Genomic DNA, 17,198 nt, shown 5'->3' with positions numbered 1-17,198 from the left:
TAGCAAATCATGACGGCGCCACTGGCCGCGGAAACCCGGTATCTGTTAAACAATACGGTATTTTTGGTGACCCCGGCAGGATTCGAACCTGCAACCTGCCCCTTAGGAGGGGGCTGCTCTATCCAGTTGAGCCACGGGGCCTTGTCAGGCTCTCTGTAACCGGGATTTTCCGGGTTGTCATCGCCTTTGCACAATTGTTGTACACGCCGACCTGTTCACGCTACCATCGGACAAAACAACAACGCAGGTGCCTCCCGTGAACAGTGAAACCAAACGCCCGCTTACCCTTCGTGATGTGTCCGAGGCTTCCGGAGTATCCGAGATGACGGTAAGCCGGGTTCTGCGTAACCGGGGGGATGTGTCTGACGCCACCCGCACCCGCGTTCTGGCCGCCGCCAAGGAGCTTGGCTATGTCCCCAACAAGATCGCGGGCGCATTGGCGTCCAGCCGGGTTAATCTGATCGCGGTGATCATCCCTTCGCTTTCGAATATGGTCTTCCCCGAGGTGATGACAGGCATCAATCAGGTGTTGGAAGACACCGAATTGCAACCGGTGGTCGGGGTAACCGATTATCTGCCCGAGAAAGAGGAGAAAGTGCTGTACGAGATGCTCTCGTGGCGGCCTTCCGGCGTGATCATTGCGGGGCTTGAACATACCGAGGCCGCGCGCGCCATGCTGGATTCGGCAGGTATTCCGGTGGTCGAGATCATGGACACGGATGGCAAGCCGGTGGATGCGATGGTGGGGATCTCACACCGCCGCGCGGGGCGCGAAATGGCACAGGCAATCCTGAAGGCCGGGTATCAGCATATCGGTTTCATGGGCACCAAGATGCCACTGGATCACCGCGCACGAAAGCGGTTCGAAGGCTTTACCGAAGTTCTTGGCAAGCACGGGATCGAGATCGAGGATCGCGAGTTCTATTCCGGTGGATCGGCCCTGGCCAAAGGGCGCGAGATGACCCAAGCCATGCTGGAACGCTCACCCGAGCTGGATTTCCTGTATTACTCGAACGATATGATCGGGGCCGGTGGCCTGCTGTACCTGCTGGAACAGGGTATCGATATTCCGGGACAGATCGGCTTGGCCGGGTTCAACAATGTCGAGCTTTTGCAGGGCTTGCCGCGAAAACTCGCGACGATGGACGCCTGTCGTCTGGAAATCGGCCGTCAAGCCGCCCAGATCATCGCCGAACGTCTGGAAAATCCTGATACCGAGATCGAGACACGCGTTACTCTGACCCCCACGATCAGTTATGGTGACACGCTGAAACGGCGATGAACACATCCCTGAAAAGGCTCGACAACCGGACGGCCCGGGCGATCTTCATGGACCGGCACGTATTGGGTGAACAACCCTCAGGCTCGGCCAAAGGTTCCGCGCTTCTGGATCTGATCCACCGGCTTGGATTTGTTCAGCTTGATAGCATCAACACCGTTGCCCGTGCCCATGACATGATCCTGTTCTCGCGCAGGCCCGCCTATCGCAGCGCCGACCTAAAAAGGCTCTATGAAAGGGATAACGCGCTTTTCGAGCATTGGACGCACGATGCGGCGGTGATTCCGATGAAATTCTATCAGCATTGGCATCTGCGCTTTCAGCGGGATGCGGATATGTTGAAGGCGCGGTGGAAGAACTGGCGGCGGGATGGGTTCGAACAGCAGTTTGACACAGTCCTGCAACACATCCGCGACCATGGGGCGGTGTCGTCCTCGGATGTTGGCAAGGATGAAAAGAAGGGTTCGGGCGGGTGGTGGGACTGGCACCCATCGAAAACCGCGTTGGAGTATCTGTGGCGCTCGGGTGCCCTGACCGTCGTCGGTCGGGATGGGTTCCAGAAACGCTATGATCTGACAGAGCGCGTGATTGAAACACAGCTCTGCCCCGGAAACACGCCCTGTGATGCCGAAGCGACCGTGGATTGGCTGTGCAACGCCGCATTGGACCGGCTTGGATTTGCAACATCCGGAGAGTTGGCGGCTTTCTGGGACACCGTCAGCGCGGCTGAGGCAAAAGACTGGTGCGCGGCGTCGCTGGAATGTGGCGATATTGAAGAAATCGAGGTCACCTGCGCCGATGGGCGCTTGCGCAAGGCATTCGCACGCCCAAATCTGACGACCGAAGTACCGCAGCCGCCAGGCCGCATTCGCGTGCTCAGCCCGTTTGACCCTATGCTGCGCGACCGCAGCCGGGCCGAGCGGCTGTTCGGCTTTCACTACCGCATCGAGGTTTTCGTCCCCGAGGCCAAACGAACCTATGGATACTACGTTTTTCCTTTGCTCGAGGGCGACCGTATGATTGGCCGTATCGATATGAAGGCCCACCGCGATCGTGACCTGCTGCATGTCAAAGCGCTCTGGCCCGAGCGCGGTGTGCGCTGGTCAGATGCCCGTACCCGACGCCTGAACGCCGAGCTGGACCGGGTGCGGCGACTGGCCGGTGTGGAACATGTGACTTTCGCCAAGGACTGGCTGAAAGACCCTAAATAGGGTCTATTCTGCGTCGGACAGGGACAATTTGATCGGTTCCAGCCCATCAATCTCACCTGTCAGAACATCCCCTGCAACGACTGGACCAACGCCAGCCGGCGTACCGGTCAGGATTAGGTCACCGGGGCGCAGGTGGTAAAAGCCGGACAGGTGCATGACAATCTCGTCGATCTTCCAGATCAGCTCCTCCAGGGTCGCGTTCTGGCGCAACTCTCCGTTTACGCTTAGCCGAATGCGCTTGTCATCCTCCGGGGTCCAGTCGGCAGCTGGTGTCAACGGCGCAAAGACCGCTCCGTTTTCGACGTCCTTTCCCAGATCCCAGGGCCGCTGCTTGTTGCGCTCGCGGATTTGCAGATCACGGCGCGTCATATCCAGGGCGCAGCCATAGGCAAAAATGGCATCCCACGCCTGCGCACTGGTGGCGCGAAACACGGGTTTTCCAATGGCCAATGCCAATTCCATCTCATGGTGGTAATTTTCGGTCCCGGCAGGATAAGGAACCGTCGCACCTGAGAGTACAGCGTTCGGGGCGGATTTAGTGAAATAGAAAGGTGCCTCGCGATCCACCTCATTCCCCATTTCTGCGGCATGGGCAGCATAATTTCGACCGACACAGAAGATCCGTCCAATGGGATATCCGGCCGCCGCGCCGACAACGGGGATGGTGATCGGGTCCGGAAGCGAAAACAGGCTGTTTGGCATGATAATCCCTGAAGGTTGCGTAACTTCCATATTACGTCTGCCAAACCCGCCAGCAAGCCCGGAAAACACGCTGTATTTCGCCAATCTCGAGGAGGTGTTTCAGCGTGAAACGGCTCAATTCTGACCTGAATGACTGACGCCGTGTCAAAAATTGGTTTCATCAGTTTTTATGGTCTCACCAGTAAACAAACAGATCGAAACAACTCTTGGCTCAGTCAAAAGCCGGGCTAAATCCTCAGGTAGTCAGGCCCGTGCCGATTTCGGTGCGGCGTCAAAATTCAGAACAGCAGCTTTGGTAAAGCATTCCACCAAAGTGACGTCGACAAACCATACGCTGACCCATCTACCGATCGGCAACTGCCTAAACCAGTTTCGGAGAGTATAGGTGCTAGGCCCCTCCCCCATGGGCCAAAAAGACCCTGTTCAGAGCCACATTTCAGGCTTTTCGTATACTCCGAAGCACAGGCCGGACCGTCAGGTTTGACGTAACCGGTCTTGGGCCAGGCACCAACGACCAGTCCGGGTCTGGCCGCCCCGTCGGAGACTCCCCCTACAGTTTCCGGCGGGGTCACTACCAACGACATCGGATACAGTGCCAAAAATCAGGAGTCGAGGTCCTTCAACTCGTTCAGCAGATCCAGCAGTAACTCATGCTTGTCCGGTCCAAGCTGAGATCGAATACGTTCCGCCTGGGCCGTGCTTGCAGCCAGATTGGCACGAATGATCTGAACCCCTTTTGTATTGATCTCAACAACCTGACGCCGTCGGTCAGCCGGATGGCTGCGCCGCGTGATCAGTCCACGGTTCTCCAACTTCTGAAGAATGCGCGTCAGGCTTGGCAGCAACAGGCAGGCGCGATCGGCGATGTGGGTCGGCTCTTGTGGGCCTTCTTCGTTCAACACCCGCAACACCCGCCACTGCTGTTCCGTGACGCCAGCGTCAGCCAGCATTGCTCGAATGGGTCCCATAACCTTTTCCCGCGCCCGCAAAAGCGCAATGGGCAAAGATCGCGACGTCAGAGGGAGATCGTCGGTCATAAGAAAATTATCACCGAAATCCGGGATATAAGCAAGCAACCCGACACGCAGCAGCAGCGCCCGCACCCGAATTTGCACCGTCATGCGGGCCGATTTCGGGCTGGACAATTCAAAACGACCGTTGAAGATGCCATCGACATCCGCTTCTTGTCCTTCTCACCCCCTGCGGTCGAAATATGAGGTTTCAGCATGGCAGCCCCACAAAACGCATTCAAACAGGCTCTAATACAGGGCAAACTGCAGGTTGGCTGCTGGATGAGCTTTGCTGAATCCGTCACCGCCGAGATCATGGGAACCGCGGGTTTCGATTGGCTGGTGATCGATGGTGAACACGCACCAAATGATATCCGCTCGATCCGGGATCAGCTGACAGCTTTGGCCAGCAGCGCATCTCATCCCGTTGTGCGGGTTCCTGTCGGAGAGACCTGGCTGATCAAGATGGTTCTGGATGCTGGCGCCCAAACAGTACTGGTTCCGATTGTCGAAAGCGCCGCTCAGGCGCAGGACTTGGTCCGTGCCTGCCGTTATCCGCCGGACGGGGTGCGGGGTGTTGGTGCAGCGGCATCGCGCGCCACGATGTTTGGGTCGACAAGCGACTATATCCAGACCGCAGATCAGGAAATCTGCCTGTTGTTGCAGGTGGAAACCCGCGCCGGATTGGCCGCGTTGGATGATATTCTTCAAGTCGAAGGTGTGGATGGCGTTTTCATTGGCCCTGCTGATCTGTCAACCGACATGGGGTACAAGGGCAACAGCGCCGCACCCGAGGTGCGCGAGGTCATCGCGGACGCCCTGGCCCGGATCAAGGCCGCAGGCAGAGCGCCGGGCATCCTTGCCACCAATGACGAAGCACGTCAGACTTATCTGGACATGGGCGCACAATTTCTGGCGGTCGGCATAGATGTGATGCTGCTGGCGCAGGCGGCTCGCGCGCTGGCCGGGCAATGGAAACCATCCTAAACAGTCAACTGCGCATGGCCGCAGCGGCCTGCGCATAGCCGCCCGAGGCTCCATCAACAAAATGCACATGGTCATCCCGCATGGCCGAGGGGACGATACATGTCATCATCGCCTCGTCCTGTGCGTGCAAACCGTATCTGATTTTCCCCCGGCGACGCGCCTCTTCAAGCAGGTGTTCGATTTGGCGCAACGTGTCCGGATCGCAGTCGAGCGTCATTTTCAGCCCGTCATCAAACTTTCGGTAATCGGCATTACTGCTGACCATATGTCTGTAATGGTCCGGCTCAAAGCGTCCCATCCGCAGGCCAGTTTTGAACAGTACCGCGATCAACAGGTTCTGAACCAGCAGGACGAGTTTGTGCATAATCACATGACGCCCGTTGCGCGACACATGAGCGTCGATGTCAAGGCCGGGTGGAGGCCACGCTATGGGCGGACCCTTTTCCGACACTGGATGGCCTGCACGATCCAGTGTTTCCGACGCGGACAGGACGGATTGCGCAAGATCGGCAAAGTCCCGTTCGGTTGCTGACGGTGTGGGCTGTACGACCAGCGAAACGATCTGACCGTGACGGGCCGGGCTGTTGGACCACCTGCAAGACAGGCCTGTCAGATCCGGCTGCGCACCCGGCCCGGCGGGTGTAACCATATTTTGCCCGGCTTTCATCACGGCCTCGGCCCAGGCCAGACCACCACCGGAAAACATGGCGTAATCCACTCCGGTAGAGGGTGCATAGCGCGCAACGCGCAGATCCTTACCCGCTTTGCGAATATCAGCCACCGACACCAGCGCTGCCCGCAAAGGCATGGAGAATTCTTCATCTGCCCAGCGCCGCAAATCCGCCAGCGTAGTCCGGGCGGTTTCAGCTTTTCCGGGCGGGACAGCAAACCCCGCCCCATCGCCGCCAAAGACATATGGAAACAACGCGCCGTCCATTGCGTTGATCATGGCCGAAATTACCGCAGCGCCGACAGTATTGACGGTCTTGTACCGGCCCCGCGCGATTTCGCCCGTTGAATCGACAATGTCAGCAACACCCAGAACCCAATCATCGGGCAGTTTTGAAAACTGCGCGGGGTCTGCCAGACGGGTAAAATCGCGCTGCAAGGGAAGGTTTTCGTAAAATGCGGACTGGAGGTCTTTCATGCTCCCCCTCGGAATCAGTGTTTTGACAAAGATAGCCGTAAGGCGAGCCATGTCCTAACTTTGAAACAATATACACAGGCTTGTGCGTTGCATCACGGCGTGCCAAGCATTTCCCTCGGACGAGCAGGAAAGGGCTGAATATGCAGGCAGGTTTGGTGGTTTTATGCCTGGGCTATGTGCTCAGCCAGTTTTTCCGTGCTTTCCTTGCGGTTCTCAGCCTGGATCTGGAGCGTGACATTAGTGCCGCGCCCGAAGATCTGGCCTTTGCTTCCGGTCTTTGGTTTATCGTGTTCGCCGTCATGCAGATCCCGGTCGGATGGGCGCTGGACAGGATTGGGCCCCGCCTCACGTCCGCCGCGCTGCTTCTGGTGGGCGGGGCAGGTGGGGCGGCGGTTTTCGCAGCCGCAACAACGCCCCTGCACATCAGCATAGCCATGGGCCTGATCGGTGTCGGGTGCTCTCCGGTCCTTATGGCCTCCTACTATATCTTTGCACGCGAATACCCTCCGGCGCGGTTTGCTACATTAGCGGCCGTGATGCTGGGCGCAGGGTCCGTTGGAAATCTGGTGGCTTCTTATCCAACCGCGCTTGCCGTGGAATGGATGGGGTGGCGCGGTACGATGGTCGGGCTTGCCGCGGTGTCCGCCGCAATCGCATTGGGCCTTTGGCTGACTGTTCACGACCCTGCGAAGGTCGAAACAGAACACAAGGGATCGCTGCTGGATCTGCTGAAGGAGCCTGCCTTGTGGCTGATCCTGCCCCTGATGCTGGTTGCTTACGCCCCCGCTGCAGCGCTGCGCGGGCTGTGGGCCGGGCCGTACCTGAATGACGTTTTCGACCTCAGTTCCACTCAGATCGGCACCGCAACGCTGATCATGGGCTCGGCCATGATTGCGGGCACTTTTGTCTACGGACCACTGGACCGTATTTTTGGCACCCGGAAATGGGTGGTTTTCGCTGGCAACGCTTTGGGTTCAGTTGCGCTGGGCCTGCTCTGCCTGTGGATTGATAATGCAATATGGCTGTCCGTCCTGCTGATGGCCGTGATCGGCTTTACCGGTGCCAGCTTTCCGGTCATCATGGCTCATGGCCGGGCCTTCGTGCCTGCGCATCTGGTGGGGCGTGGTGTGACATTGCTGAATCTTTTCGGCATCGGCGGCGTTGGCATTGCTCAATTCGTCACCGGGCGTATTCACGCAGCCACCGTGCAAGACGGATCAACCGTGCCGTACACAGCAATATTCGGGTTTTTTGCGGTTACCCTTGCCATTGGTTGCGTGATCTATCTATTCAGCCGGGATAGTGTGGATTGACGCAGCCATCAGGAGAGTCCGTTGAACGACCCCGTTGTCATAGCCCCAAATCTGAAACGCAGACTTTCGGGCGTAACGGCGACCATAGCAAGGCTGGTTCCGCTGCAAGCGCAATGGATCGATATCGCCGCCACTGGTCCGGGTCTGCCCGCCGACACTCCGCACATCCCGCTGGGTCGACTGCCTTTCCTGTCGCGTCGTAAAAGGCGGGTCTGGCACGCACGCCGCAACACCGAGATGTTGCTGGGGCTCATCCTGCGCAATGTGTTCCGGTTGAAACTCAAAATGCTGTTCACAAGCGCGTCCCAAAGGCCGCACACAGGCTATACCAAATGGCTGATCGGCAAGATGGATGCTGTCGTTGCAACCTCGCGCAAAACCGCAGGGTATCTTGAGCGAGACTCACAGGTGGTAATGCATGGCATTAACCTCCAGGACTTTGTTCCACCTTCAGACAAGGCCACTGTCCGTGCCCGACTGGGGCTGCCGGATGGGGTACTGTTGGGGTGTTATGGCCGTATCCGACACCAAAAAGGCACGGATGCCTTTGTCGACGCCATGATTGACGTGTGCGGACGGTTCGAAACAGTGTCAGGCATCGTCATGGGCCGGGCAACCGAGAAACACACCGCTTTTCTGGCCGAACTGAAGACTAAAGTCGCCAAAGCTGGCTTGTCTGATCGCATCCTTTTCAAGCCCGAGGTGACCGTAGATCAGATTGCTGAATGGTATCAGGTCCTGGACCTGTTTGTTGCGCCACAAAGGTGGGAGGGATTTGGTTTGACCCCTCTCGAAGCAATGGCCTGCGGTGTTCCGGTCGTGGCCACAGATGTCGGCGCGTTTTCCGAAATCATTACTGATCCATCCTTTGGCAAGGTGGTGACCCCCGATGATGTTCCTGCCTTGGTCGAGGCGATTGCCCTAATGCTGAAAAGCAATGATTCCCTGTCACAAGCGGGCCAGGCATCCCGCGCCCATGTCGAGCAGAATTTTGACATTCAGGGCGAGGCAAAGACGCTGGTTGCGCTTTATGAACGACTTTTGAACGATTGAACCGTTTGAATTCGGCATCAGTCGTTGAAAACCCCGCTGATAGACCTTTTTTCTTCGCCGCAACGCGGCTATGAACGCGCGTCCTTAACTTTGGAGACATGAAATGGGCTATCGCGTCGTAGTCGTCGGCGCCACGGGTAATGTGGGCCGCGAAATGCTGAACATTCTGGCTGAACGCCAGTTCCCGGTTGATGAACTTGCCGCCCTGGCAAGCCGTCGCTCGCTGGGTACCGAAGTAAGCTTTGGCGACAAGACCCTTACGACCAAAGATCTGGACACGTTCGATTTCACCGGCTGGGACATGGCGCTGTTTGCCGTGGGTTCCGAGGCGACCAAAGTCTACGCTCCAAAAGCGGCGGCGGCGGGTTGCGTGGTGATTGATAACTCGTCGCTCTATCGCTATGACCCGGAGATTCCGCTGATCGTGCCGGAATGTAACCCGCAGGCGATCCACGACTACAAAAACAAGAACATAATCGCCAACCCCAACTGCTCGACCGCGCAGATGGTTGTCGCGCTGAAGCCGCTGCATGACCGCGCCAAGATCAAGCGCGTTGTTGTGTCGACCTATCAGTCGGTTTCGGGTGCCGGCAAGGAAGGTATGGATGAGCTTTGGGATCAGACCAAGGCCGTCTACAACCCAACCACCGAAGTCGCTCCGAAGAAGTTCCAGAAACAGATCGCCTTCAACGTCATTCCGCAGATCGACGTCTTCATGGAAGACGGCTCGACCAAGGAAGAGTGGAAGATGGTTGTCGAGACCAAGAAGATCGTCGATCCGTCGATCAAGGTCACCGCAACCTGCGTCCGCGTTCCGGTCTTCGTCGGCCATTCCGAGGCCGTGAATATCGAGTTCGAGGAATTTCTGGACGAAGACGAAGCCCGCGATATCCTGCGCGAAGCGCCGGGCATCATGGTGATCGACAAGCGCGAAGCCGGTGGCTACGTCTCGCCCATCGAGTGCGCAGGCGACTTTGCCACATTCATCAGCCGCATCCGCCAGGATTCGACCATCGAAAACGGTCTGAACCTGTGGTGCGTCAGCGACAACCTGCGCAAGGGTGCCGCCCTGAACGCGGTTCAGATCGCCGAACTGCTGGGCCGGGAAGTCCTGAAAAAGGGCTGAAGGCTCGCGAAGCTGAAAACCCCCAAGGGTCGCCCTTTGCAGGCGGCCCTTTTTTGTGCTTGCAGTCGTCCATCCGGGCTGCAACCTTTGCGGGAATATAACACCTGATTTCCGCGAGTGATTATGAGACCCCTGATTTACCTTCTGGCCCTTGCGCCCACCGTCCTGCATGCTGAAACATTTTTGATCGACACCAAAGTCAGTGAGGTCACGGTTTACCCCAGAGGAGCCGACATAATCCGCACAGGGGTCTACGAAATTCCTGCTGGCAACCATCGTCTGATCTTGCAGGGCATTCCCGCACGTGACGAAAATCAGTTGTTTTCAATTCAGATTCTGACCGAAGGCCTGACACAAACCGCGTTGCTCCGGCGCTTTGAAAACCTTCCGGTACAGGACCGCAAAAGCGAAGCTGTAATGCAGGCCGAGGACCGGATCGAAGCAATAGAAGATCAGATCACTGCTGTCACTGACAAGGCGAAAGCCACCCGTCTTCGCGCCGAGGCTGCACGCCAATCCTTATTGTTTCTTGGTCAATTGGGACAGAATGAAGGTCTGCCTGCCGACCCAAACACGCTGCGTGAGATCACCCGCATGATTGCCGAGGAATCTCTGCGCGCCGAGCAAGAAGCCCAAACGGCTGAAATCGAAGCCCGAGGTGTCGAGCGGCAACTGGAACAGCTGGAAGAAGATTTGTTGATTGCTCAAGCTGATCTGGCTGCACTGATCCCCGAAGCTGATGACCATGTTTTCGTTGCCGTCGACGTGACCGCCGAAACATCAACAAAAGGTGCTTTGACCGTGTCGTACATCGACTCCTATGCCGCAGAATGGTCGCCGGGATACGAGTTTCATTTGGCAACAGGCGACGCGCCCACAGTTCGGATCGACCGCAACCTCCTGATCACGCAGGACACCGGTGAAAACTGGCGCGATGTTACGATGCATGTGTCGACCATTGCCCCAACTGGACAGAACGCTGCATCATGGCTGCCTTCATTACGACATTGGATACGCGAAACACCGCCACCGCAACCAGAACAGGGAAATTTCGGGAAATTGGCAGAAGCGGTTGTCGAGGCACCTGTTGTGGTAGAAGAGACATCCATTGGCACGATATTGACCTCGTCAGTAGAAGGCACCGGCATCACTTACACTTTGCCAAATCTCATCTCGGTTTCCACTGGTTATGAGATTACCGAGGTCGCATTGGACGCAATCACCCAATCTGCCGAGGTTTTTGCGCTTGGCGTGCCCTGGCGCGATGACACGGCGTATCGGACCGCTCGGTTCACCAACCCAATGGATCAAAGGCTTCTGGAGTCTGCTGCCGCACGGTGGTTTGTAGACGATGTTCTGGTTGCTGCCGGAGACTCGCAGGAAATTGGTCCTCGGGAAGAAATCGAGATGGGGTTTGGCCCCATCCATGGTCTGACACTTTCCCGACAGATCCTGAACCGCAGCAGCGGTGACACCGGGATTATTTCGCGGTCCAATCAACGGGTCGAACAGGCTGAAATCAGCATTGAAAACCTGACGGACCAAACCTGGCCGTTGCGCCTTTTGGACCGGGTTCCATATTCCGAGCAGGACGATCTGGAAATCACGTGGAACGCCAATCCACGCCCGAATGAAGAGAATGTGGACAACCAACGCGGAATTCTGGCTTGGGAGATGGATATTGCCCCCGATCAAAAGGCAAACATCACCTTGAACCTTGAATTGAATTGGCCTGAGGGGATGGACCTGAGGTAGTTTCCAAAGACGCTCGGCTTTTGCCGTCTATTTCATCAGCCGCACCCATCAAGGCACCGACTGGACCCCAAGCTTCGGCAGAGCGCTGACGGCAATCCAAATTGCCGACCTGTTGACAAATTCAGGCGTGCTTGCCAGCTAAGCACGGACCTGAACGCGACGGATGGGCCAGAACAGACAACAGGTGGTGCCCTGCACAGGGCATCAGAGGTATAGTATGGGAATTTCGACCAAACGCAGAATTGGAAAATACCTGATCATTGGATGTGCAGGCATTCTGGTCGGGCTTATCCTCATCGGCTTTTCTGGGCAATTCCTGGCGGTGGGAGATTCCTTTGCGCTTTTCCGCCCGCAAGCCGGCGTTCTGCTTTTGCCGTGTGCCGCGATCCTGCTGTATATGCGCGCCGGATACCTTGCTTTGGTGACCCTGGCCTTTGCCGCTGTTGCTGTCGGATCAATCGCAACCAGTTTCGCCGCCCCGCCCAAGGACTGCGACGGTCCGTGTCTGACCCTGTATCAAAAGAACCTCATGAGCAGGGCGTGGCCGCGGTATTCGCTGGCCGACGACATCATAGCATCCCATGCTCAGATCGTGACGTTGCAGGAAGTCTCAAGTCACAACCGCGAATACATGAGCAACCTGTTCGAGCATTACCCCGAAAAGGTGATCTGTGAGTTTCGTTCCGAACAAAACGTTGCCATCCTGACAACTTTGCCGATTGTCGAAGGGTCCGGGTTCTGCCTGAAAGGTCATGGTCTTGTCGGAATACAAGTCGAAGCCCCGGACGGGTCTTTGGTCTGGATCGTATCGATCCACCTGAGCTGGCCTTTTCCTTACGACCAATCAACCCAAAGCCGGATCATTGCAGAACGCATTGCGGATCTGGATGGCCCGGTTCTGATTGCCGGGGATTTCAACATGGTTCCATGGGGCGCAAGCGTCCGGCGGATCGCAGCGGCAGCCGACAACCAGAGTTTTGGGGCTGTCCTGAATACGCATAATCTTGGCAGCTGGCACCTACCCTTGCCAATCGACAACCTTTTGTTCCCAAAAGGAACAACCGGAACAGTCGAACTGCGCCCCTTCATGGGATCCGACCACTTCGGCAAATTCGCGCGGTTTCGTTTGGATTGATCCGCGAGGTCCCCGCTGCCTTGGTGGGCAAACCAGAACGCATGTTGCGATCTCAAGAAGGGTCTAGGTGTTATTTTCGATCAGCACTTTCAGATTATTCAACCCGCGCTCGTAATCGCCGCCAACCCATTTATCCATCATCAACCCCATCCAGCGGGACATGGGATTGAGCCCCAGATCGGATTCGAACCCCCAAGTCACGATGGTTGCGTCACCATCGGGTTTCAGTGTGAACGAAGCCGAGGCCGTGCCCATCTGCCCAAAGTCCAGATCTGTTTTGACCAGTTGATTTTCCACGCTTTCGACGATTTCCTGCGTACCGCTGCCAACCTGTGCGTGATCAGAGCTCCAGTTCAACTTGTTGCCGACACCTTCATCGGGGCCACTGTAGCTTAGTTTCGTCTCCGGATCGCGTGACAGCCAGGGGGACCATTTCTCAGTCGCTTGCATGGAATTCACAAACGGAAAGATCACTGCGGCCGGGGCGTCGATGGTGATGCTGCGGGACACTTCCGCCTTGCCGGGCAACACGTAAGAGACTGCGATGAACAGTAAAACAAGGAGGCACAACCCTGCGAGAAATCGCTTAAGCATCTTCATAGCAAGCTCCAAATTCAAACGTCATGAATGGAGTATACGAAATAACGGCTCTGAATCAGAGCCGTATTCCTCATCGTTTATTCACTATGAACTGTCGTCAGACCGGAACGAATTTCTTCTGTATGGGATCGTAACTCTCTAACCCGCCAGCGCCGATATCGGTCCACAACCCGTGCAGGCTCAGAGTGCCCTGTTCGACCGCTGACGAGATAAACGGGAACGTCATCAGGTTTTCAAGCGACGCGACAACCGATTGGCGTTCCAGCTGTCGGGCTTGTTCGAGGCTGTCTTCGATATCAGCGACAAGTTCGAATTTTGGTTTCAGAATGTCCATCCAGCGGCCGACAAAGCTTTCTTTTGCATCCAGTTGCGGCGCCTGACCCTTGCACATGTCGATACAGCCCTGAACGCCACCGCATTGCGAATGGCCAAGAACCATCAGATGCGCAACCTTGAGAGAAGTGACGGCATACTCGATTGCTGCGCTGGTACCGTGATGATCGCCGTCCGGCGCATAGGGAGGCACCAGATTGGCGATATTGCGGTGGATAAAGAAATCGCCCTGATCCGCACCGAACATCGAAGTCACATGGACCCGGCTGTCGCAGCAGGAGATCACCATCGCCCGGGGCCGCTGCCCTTCATCTGCCAGCCGCTTGAACCAGACCTGGTTTTCCGAATACGTGGTCGCTTTCCAGCCGTGATACCGCGTGACCAGATAGCTCGGCAAAGGTTTGGCAAATTCCATTACGGTGTCCCCGTTCTTGTCGCTGATCGATCCTCTAAACCGAATTCTAGGAAAATTCGAGCAATTATCCGATTTCTCTGCAAGGTTTTGCAAAGGAATTTGCCACCAGTATCAAACCTGCGCCGTGGGGGCGTCAGAATTAGGGTGAATGTGGTGGAAAAAATAATCACGCTTGAACACAAGGAATCCGTCCGTCTGGATTCGGATCAATTAAGTGGCCTTTACCGTCAACTGGGCGACAAGAACGCGCTGGATGTGCTGTGCCGCACCATCGAAGAACTGGCAGTGCGCCTGTCGAACTGCGAACGCTTTTGGCGTCAGCGCAAGTGGGCCGACCTGCGCAAATGCGCAAGGTCGCTGGTCGCGATTTCCGAACAGGTCGGGATGACGGTTCTGGCCAGGGTTGCAGGTGACGTAGCGCAGGCCGTCGATGCCGGTGACGCGGTAGCAGCGGGCGCGACGCTGGGACGTCTGATCCGCGTTGGTGAGCGGTCGTTGACAGCCGTCTGGGACCAACAGAACCTTTCCGTCTGACAGGGGTTGCGGGCAGATTATGCGCGGCTAGTCTGTGCACAGAAACAATCTGCCGAGGCGCCCATGACTCTGTCCTTCGCCCCATCCTCTGACCCTTCCGTACCGCTTCATGTGATCGCGCAGCCGGATTTGGACGGCTGGCTTCTGGATCAGCCTGAGCGCGTGCAGTCCTGGGTCGCAGCAAACGGGTTTTCCGGCGCTCTGGGGCAGGCCCTGCTTGTGCCGGCAACGAACGGCGCAATTGAATTCGCGCTGGCTGGTTACGGAACCGAAGAAAAACGTGCGCGCAAACGGTTCCCCCTTGCCGCAGCGGCCATGGCGCTGCCGGAAGGCACTTACGGCATTGCTTCGGGCATTCCTGCGGATCTTTTGGAGATGGAGTGTCTTGGCTGGCTGATGACTGGCTATGTCTTCGATCGATACGCGTCCCAGACCGGAGGGTCAGCGGCATTGATTGCACCTGATGGCATCAACGCCGCCCGTATCGAGGCCATGGCAAATGCCGAGGCTCTGACGCGCGATCTGGTCAACACGCCCACTTCGGACATGGGACCGGATCAGTTGCAGCAAGCGGTCGAGGTTCTGGCGAATGAGTTCGGCGCGTCTTGCAAGGTGATCACCGGCCATGCGCTGCTGGATCAGAATTTTCCCATGATTCACACAGTAGGACGGGCCGCGGCGCAGGCCCCCCGGCTGATCGAGTTGAACTGGGGCACCAGTGGCCCCAGACTGACACTAGTGGGCAAAGGTGTATGTTTCGACACCGGCGGGCTGAATTTGAAACCGGGCGCTTCCATGGGCCTGATGAAAAAAGACATGGGCGGCGCGGCCAATGTGCTGGGACTGGCCCGGATGATCATGGCGCTGGACCTTCCCCTGCAACTGCGGATTCTGATCCCGGCCGTTGAAAACGCAGTCTCAGGCAATGCCTTTCGCCCCGGTGATATCCTGACGTCACGCAAGGGCCTGACCGTTGAAATCAACAACACCGACGCGGAAGGGCGTCTGGTTCTGGCTGATGTGCTGACTTTGGCGGATGAGGGGAATCCCGATCTGGTGATCTCGATGGCGACGCTGACCGGTGCGGCGCGCGTGGCCGTGGGCCCTGATCTGGCACCGTTTTACACCGACGACGAAAGCTGCGCGATGGCCTTGGCACAAGCGGCCAAAACGTCTGCCGATCCGGTCTGGAGAATGCCGTTTCACACACCCTACGAGGCGATGATCGAACCCGGCATTGCCGATCTGGACAATGCCCCTTCGGGCGGGTTTGCCGGGTCTATCACCGCCGCGCTGTTTTTGCGCCGGTTCGTAGGGTCCAGCCGCTATATCCATTTTGACATTTACGCATGGCAACCCAGCAATGAACCCGGCCGCACAAAAGGCGGTCTGGGTCAGGGATCACGCGCTGTGCTGGCGGCATTACCGGAGGTATTGGGATTATGACCAAGCGCCGCGTATCCAAACCGGTCGTCGACCTGTTGCGTGCTCCTGACGGGCCGCGTGATCGTCAATTGCTGCTGGGAGACACAGTTCACGTCAAAGAAAACCACGGCGGGTGGAGCAGGATCGTCGCAGAAAAAGACGGATATGCTGGTTGGCTGGAAACAGACCACCTGTCCGAGGATATACCTGCAACGCATTGGATCAATGCGCCCGCAACACATGCATACTTGACCCCTGATATCAAAAGCCGCGATCTCGTGTCTCTGAGTTTCGGAAGTAAAATCCACGCGACTGCCGAAACGGATCGGTTTGTGCAGACCGAATTGGGTTTTGTCCCAAAGGTTCACATGGCCCCTATTGCAGAAAAACCGCACGATCCGGTTGCCGTGGCCGAGTTGTTCCTGGGTACGCCCTATCTGTGGGGCGGCAACAGCCGGTTCGGCATCGATTGTTCAGGGCTTGTTCAGGCCGCGTTGTTGGCCTGCGGTATTCCCTGCCCCGGCGACAGCGGCGATCAGGAACAAGCCTTGGGCGCTGCCCTGTCTGCTGGAACACCTGCGCAGCGCGGGGATTTGCTGTTCTGGAAAGGGCACGTGGCCTGGGTTTTGGGCGACAACATGATTTTGCATGCGAACGCCAGCCATATGGCGGTTGTGTACGAGCCGATGGACCGGGCGATTCAACGCATTCAGGATCAGGGCGACGGGCCTGTTACAGCGCAAAAAAGGCTCTAATCCGGGTTTACGGCCCGGATGAGTTTGCGCTCCAGCACCCGCAGGACGGCTCGCAGATCGTGGCCGCGTTTCAGGATGCGGCCATCCATACCGATGACAGAGTACATCCCCTGCCGGGATTTCAGGCGCGGGTGCTTTTCGACGCGGTAGATCGGGTGCTCAGCAGTGCGCCGGAAGATCGAGAACACCGCCATGTCGCGCAGGTTTGAGATACCATAGTCCCGCCACTCTCCGGCGGCGACCATCCGTCCATAAACGGACAGGATTTGCGACATCTCGTGCCGGTCAAAGGCCACGGGCATCTGCGCTGCGCTTGCCGCAAACCGGTTGGGAGGCTGCATGTTCATACCGCCAGCCTTGCCGGAAATTATGTTTGAATCAAGCCTGATGCGCGGTTGTCCGGCATTTACAACACAAG

The 17,198-nt window shown here is 57.2% G+C and carries 17 protein-coding genes and 1 tRNA gene; 11 read left to right on the top strand and 7 right to left on the bottom strand.

Going from position 1 to position 17,198, the window contains the following annotated elements; translation table 11 throughout:
• Positions 1-64: 64 nt before the first annotated feature.
• Positions 65-141: transfer RNA gene (locus tag ACR0BK_RS08740), tRNA-Arg, on the bottom strand.
• Between the two features lie 115 nt (positions 142-256).
• On the opposite strand from ACR0BK_RS08740, the gene ACR0BK_RS08735 reads away from it, so the two are divergent.
• Complete coding sequence (locus tag ACR0BK_RS08735; protein WP_267366879.1) at positions 257-1,282, top strand: LacI family DNA-binding transcriptional regulator; 1,026 nt, start codon at positions 257-259, stop codon at positions 1,280-1,282.
• Positions 1,279-2,490 carry a winged helix-turn-helix domain-containing protein gene (locus ACR0BK_RS08730; protein WP_480554351.1) on the top strand — a complete coding sequence of 404 codons (1,212 nt, stop codon included), beginning with the start codon at positions 1,279-1,281 and terminating at the stop codon, positions 2,488-2,490. The genes ACR0BK_RS08735 and ACR0BK_RS08730 overlap by 4 nt, the downstream gene beginning before the upstream one ends.
• Positions 2,491-2,493: 3 nt before the next feature.
• On the opposite strand, the gene ACR0BK_RS08725 is transcribed toward ACR0BK_RS08730, so the two are convergent.
• Positions 2,494-3,192 carry a fumarylacetoacetate hydrolase family protein gene (locus ACR0BK_RS08725; RefSeq protein ID WP_480493991.1) on the bottom strand — a complete coding sequence of 233 codons (699 nt, stop codon included), beginning with the start codon at positions 3,190-3,192 and terminating at the stop codon, positions 2,494-2,496.
• Positions 3,193-3,794: 602 nt separating this feature from the next.
• Positions 3,795-4,229, bottom strand: coding sequence for a homoprotocatechuate degradation operon regulator HpaR (gene hpaR, locus ACR0BK_RS08720; RefSeq protein WP_480494048.1), 435 nt, complete (start codon positions 4,227-4,229; stop codon positions 3,795-3,797).
• A 189-nt stretch (positions 4,230-4,418) separates the two neighbouring features.
• Here hpaR and ACR0BK_RS08715 point away from each other — a divergent pair, with 189 nt between their 5' ends.
• Positions 4,419-5,189 (top strand): HpcH/HpaI aldolase family protein, encoded by a 771-nt coding sequence (locus ACR0BK_RS08715; protein WP_480554350.1) that lies wholly within the window; start codon positions 4,419-4,421, stop codon positions 5,187-5,189.
• Positions 5,190-5,193: 4 nt separating this feature from the next.
• Here the strand turns inward: ACR0BK_RS08715 and ACR0BK_RS08710 are convergent, their stop codons facing one another.
• Positions 5,194-6,336, bottom strand: a complete 1,143-nt coding sequence (locus tag ACR0BK_RS08710) for a DUF3095 domain-containing protein (RefSeq protein ID WP_480554348.1) — start codon at positions 6,334-6,336, stop codon at positions 5,194-5,196.
• Between the two features lie 140 nt (positions 6,337-6,476).
• Here ACR0BK_RS08710 and ACR0BK_RS08705 point away from each other — a divergent pair, with 140 nt between their 5' ends.
• The 5 genes from ACR0BK_RS08705 to ACR0BK_RS08685 all read left to right on the top strand — a co-directional run bounded on the left by ACR0BK_RS08705 (position 6,477) and on the right by ACR0BK_RS08685 (position 12,718).
• Positions 6,477-7,649: an MFS transporter gene (locus ACR0BK_RS08705; protein ID WP_480474323.1), complete on the top strand. Its 1,173-nt coding sequence runs from the start codon at positions 6,477-6,479 to the stop codon at positions 7,647-7,649.
• A 21-nt stretch (positions 7,650-7,670) separates the two neighbouring features.
• Entirely contained in the window at positions 7,671-8,702 is a 1,032-nt protein-coding gene (locus ACR0BK_RS08700; protein WP_480554347.1) for a glycosyltransferase family 4 protein, read from the top strand.
• A 103-nt stretch (positions 8,703-8,805) separates the two neighbouring features.
• On the top strand, positions 8,806-9,828 hold the full coding sequence (locus ACR0BK_RS08695; protein ID WP_480474325.1) for an aspartate-semialdehyde dehydrogenase: 1,023 nt from the start codon (positions 8,806-8,808) through the stop codon (positions 9,826-9,828).
• Between the two features lie 123 nt (positions 9,829-9,951).
• Positions 9,952-11,583 carry a DUF4139 domain-containing protein gene (locus tag ACR0BK_RS08690; RefSeq protein WP_480554346.1) on the top strand — a complete coding sequence of 544 codons (1,632 nt, stop codon included), beginning with the start codon at positions 9,952-9,954 and terminating at the stop codon, positions 11,581-11,583.
• 217 nt (positions 11,584-11,800) lie between these two features.
• Positions 11,801-12,718: an endonuclease/exonuclease/phosphatase family protein gene (locus tag ACR0BK_RS08685; RefSeq protein ID WP_480554344.1), complete on the top strand. Its 918-nt coding sequence runs from the start codon at positions 11,801-11,803 to the stop codon at positions 12,716-12,718.
• A 63-nt stretch (positions 12,719-12,781) separates the two neighbouring features.
• Here ACR0BK_RS08685 and ACR0BK_RS08680 read toward each other — a convergent pair whose 3' ends face one another.
• Together ACR0BK_RS08680 and ACR0BK_RS08675 are read right to left on the bottom strand one after the other, a co-directional pair.
• Positions 12,782-13,318 (bottom strand): SRPBCC family protein, encoded by a 537-nt coding sequence (locus ACR0BK_RS08680; protein WP_480554343.1) that lies wholly within the window; start codon positions 13,316-13,318, stop codon positions 12,782-12,784.
• A 97-nt stretch (positions 13,319-13,415) separates the two neighbouring features.
• On the bottom strand, positions 13,416-14,066 hold the full coding sequence (locus ACR0BK_RS08675; RefSeq protein WP_480474329.1) for a carbonic anhydrase: 651 nt from the start codon (positions 14,064-14,066) through the stop codon (positions 13,416-13,418).
• Positions 14,067-14,210: 144 nt separating this feature from the next.
• On the opposite strand from ACR0BK_RS08675, the gene ACR0BK_RS08670 reads away from it, so the two are divergent.
• From ACR0BK_RS08670 to ACR0BK_RS08660, 3 genes are all read left to right on the top strand, one after another.
• On the top strand, positions 14,211-14,600 hold the full coding sequence (locus ACR0BK_RS08670; RefSeq protein ID WP_480554433.1) for a hypothetical protein: 390 nt from the start codon (positions 14,211-14,213) through the stop codon (positions 14,598-14,600).
• Positions 14,601-14,663: 63 nt separating this feature from the next.
• The gene (locus ACR0BK_RS08665) at positions 14,664-16,046 is read left to right on the top strand and encodes a leucyl aminopeptidase family protein (protein WP_480554342.1); all 1,383 of its coding nucleotides are present in this window, start codon (positions 14,664-14,666) and stop codon (positions 16,044-16,046) included.
• Positions 16,043-16,780 (top strand): C40 family peptidase, encoded by a 738-nt coding sequence (locus tag ACR0BK_RS08660; RefSeq protein WP_480554341.1) that lies wholly within the window; start codon positions 16,043-16,045, stop codon positions 16,778-16,780. Before ACR0BK_RS08665 ends, ACR0BK_RS08660 begins: the two co-directional genes overlap by 4 nt.
• Here the strand turns inward: ACR0BK_RS08660 and ACR0BK_RS08655 are convergent.
• On the bottom strand, positions 16,777-17,127 hold the full coding sequence (locus tag ACR0BK_RS08655) for a DUF2794 domain-containing protein (RefSeq protein WP_480554340.1): 351 nt from the start codon (positions 17,125-17,127) through the stop codon (positions 16,777-16,779). The two genes, ACR0BK_RS08660 and ACR0BK_RS08655, sit on opposite strands and share 4 nt — an antisense overlap.
• Positions 17,128-17,198 lie beyond the last annotated feature (71 nt).

This window comes from Ruegeria sp. AF1 (genome assembly GCF_056542125.1).
This window is presented reverse-complemented; position numbering and strand designations above follow the sequence as displayed.

What these genes read in the sequence shown, in the direction of transcription:
- ACR0BK_RS08675 (WP_480474329.1), bottom strand. Translation starts at nt 14,066, where the DNA reads ATGGAATTTGCCAAACCTTTGCCGAGCTATCTGGTCACGCGGTATCAC.
- ACR0BK_RS08715 (WP_480554350.1), top strand. Translation starts at nt 4,419, where the DNA reads ATGGCAGCCCCACAAAACGCATTCAAACAGGCTCTAATACAGGGCAAA.
- ACR0BK_RS08710 (WP_480554348.1), bottom strand. Translation starts at nt 6,336, where the DNA reads ATGAAAGACCTCCAGTCCGCATTTTACGAAAACCTTCCCTTGCAGCGC.
- ACR0BK_RS08680 (WP_480554343.1), bottom strand. Translation starts at nt 13,318, where the DNA reads ATGAAGATGCTTAAGCGATTTCTCGCAGGGTTGTGCCTCCTTGTTTTA.
- ACR0BK_RS08655 (WP_480554340.1), bottom strand. Translation starts at nt 17,127, where the DNA reads ATGAACATGCAGCCTCCCAACCGGTTTGCGGCAAGCGCAGCGCAGATG.
- ACR0BK_RS08705 (WP_480474323.1), top strand. Translation starts at nt 6,477, where the DNA reads ATGCAGGCAGGTTTGGTGGTTTTATGCCTGGGCTATGTGCTCAGCCAG.
- ACR0BK_RS08665 (WP_480554342.1), top strand. Translation starts at nt 14,664, where the DNA reads ATGACTCTGTCCTTCGCCCCATCCTCTGACCCTTCCGTACCGCTTCAT.
- ACR0BK_RS08730 (WP_480554351.1), top strand. Translation starts at nt 1,279, where the DNA reads ATGAACACATCCCTGAAAAGGCTCGACAACCGGACGGCCCGGGCGATC.
- ACR0BK_RS08695 (WP_480474325.1), top strand. Translation starts at nt 8,806, where the DNA reads ATGGGCTATCGCGTCGTAGTCGTCGGCGCCACGGGTAATGTGGGCCGC.
- ACR0BK_RS08660 (WP_480554341.1), top strand. Translation starts at nt 16,043, where the DNA reads ATGACCAAGCGCCGCGTATCCAAACCGGTCGTCGACCTGTTGCGTGCT.
- ACR0BK_RS08685 (WP_480554344.1), top strand. Translation starts at nt 11,801, where the DNA reads ATGGGAATTTCGACCAAACGCAGAATTGGAAAATACCTGATCATTGGA.
- hpaR (WP_480494048.1), bottom strand. Translation starts at nt 4,229, where the DNA reads ATGACCGACGATCTCCCTCTGACGTCGCGATCTTTGCCCATTGCGCTT.
- ACR0BK_RS08725 (WP_480493991.1), bottom strand. Translation starts at nt 3,192, where the DNA reads ATGCCAAACAGCCTGTTTTCGCTTCCGGACCCGATCACCATCCCCGTT.
- ACR0BK_RS08690 (WP_480554346.1), top strand. Translation starts at nt 9,952, where the DNA reads ATGAGACCCCTGATTTACCTTCTGGCCCTTGCGCCCACCGTCCTGCAT.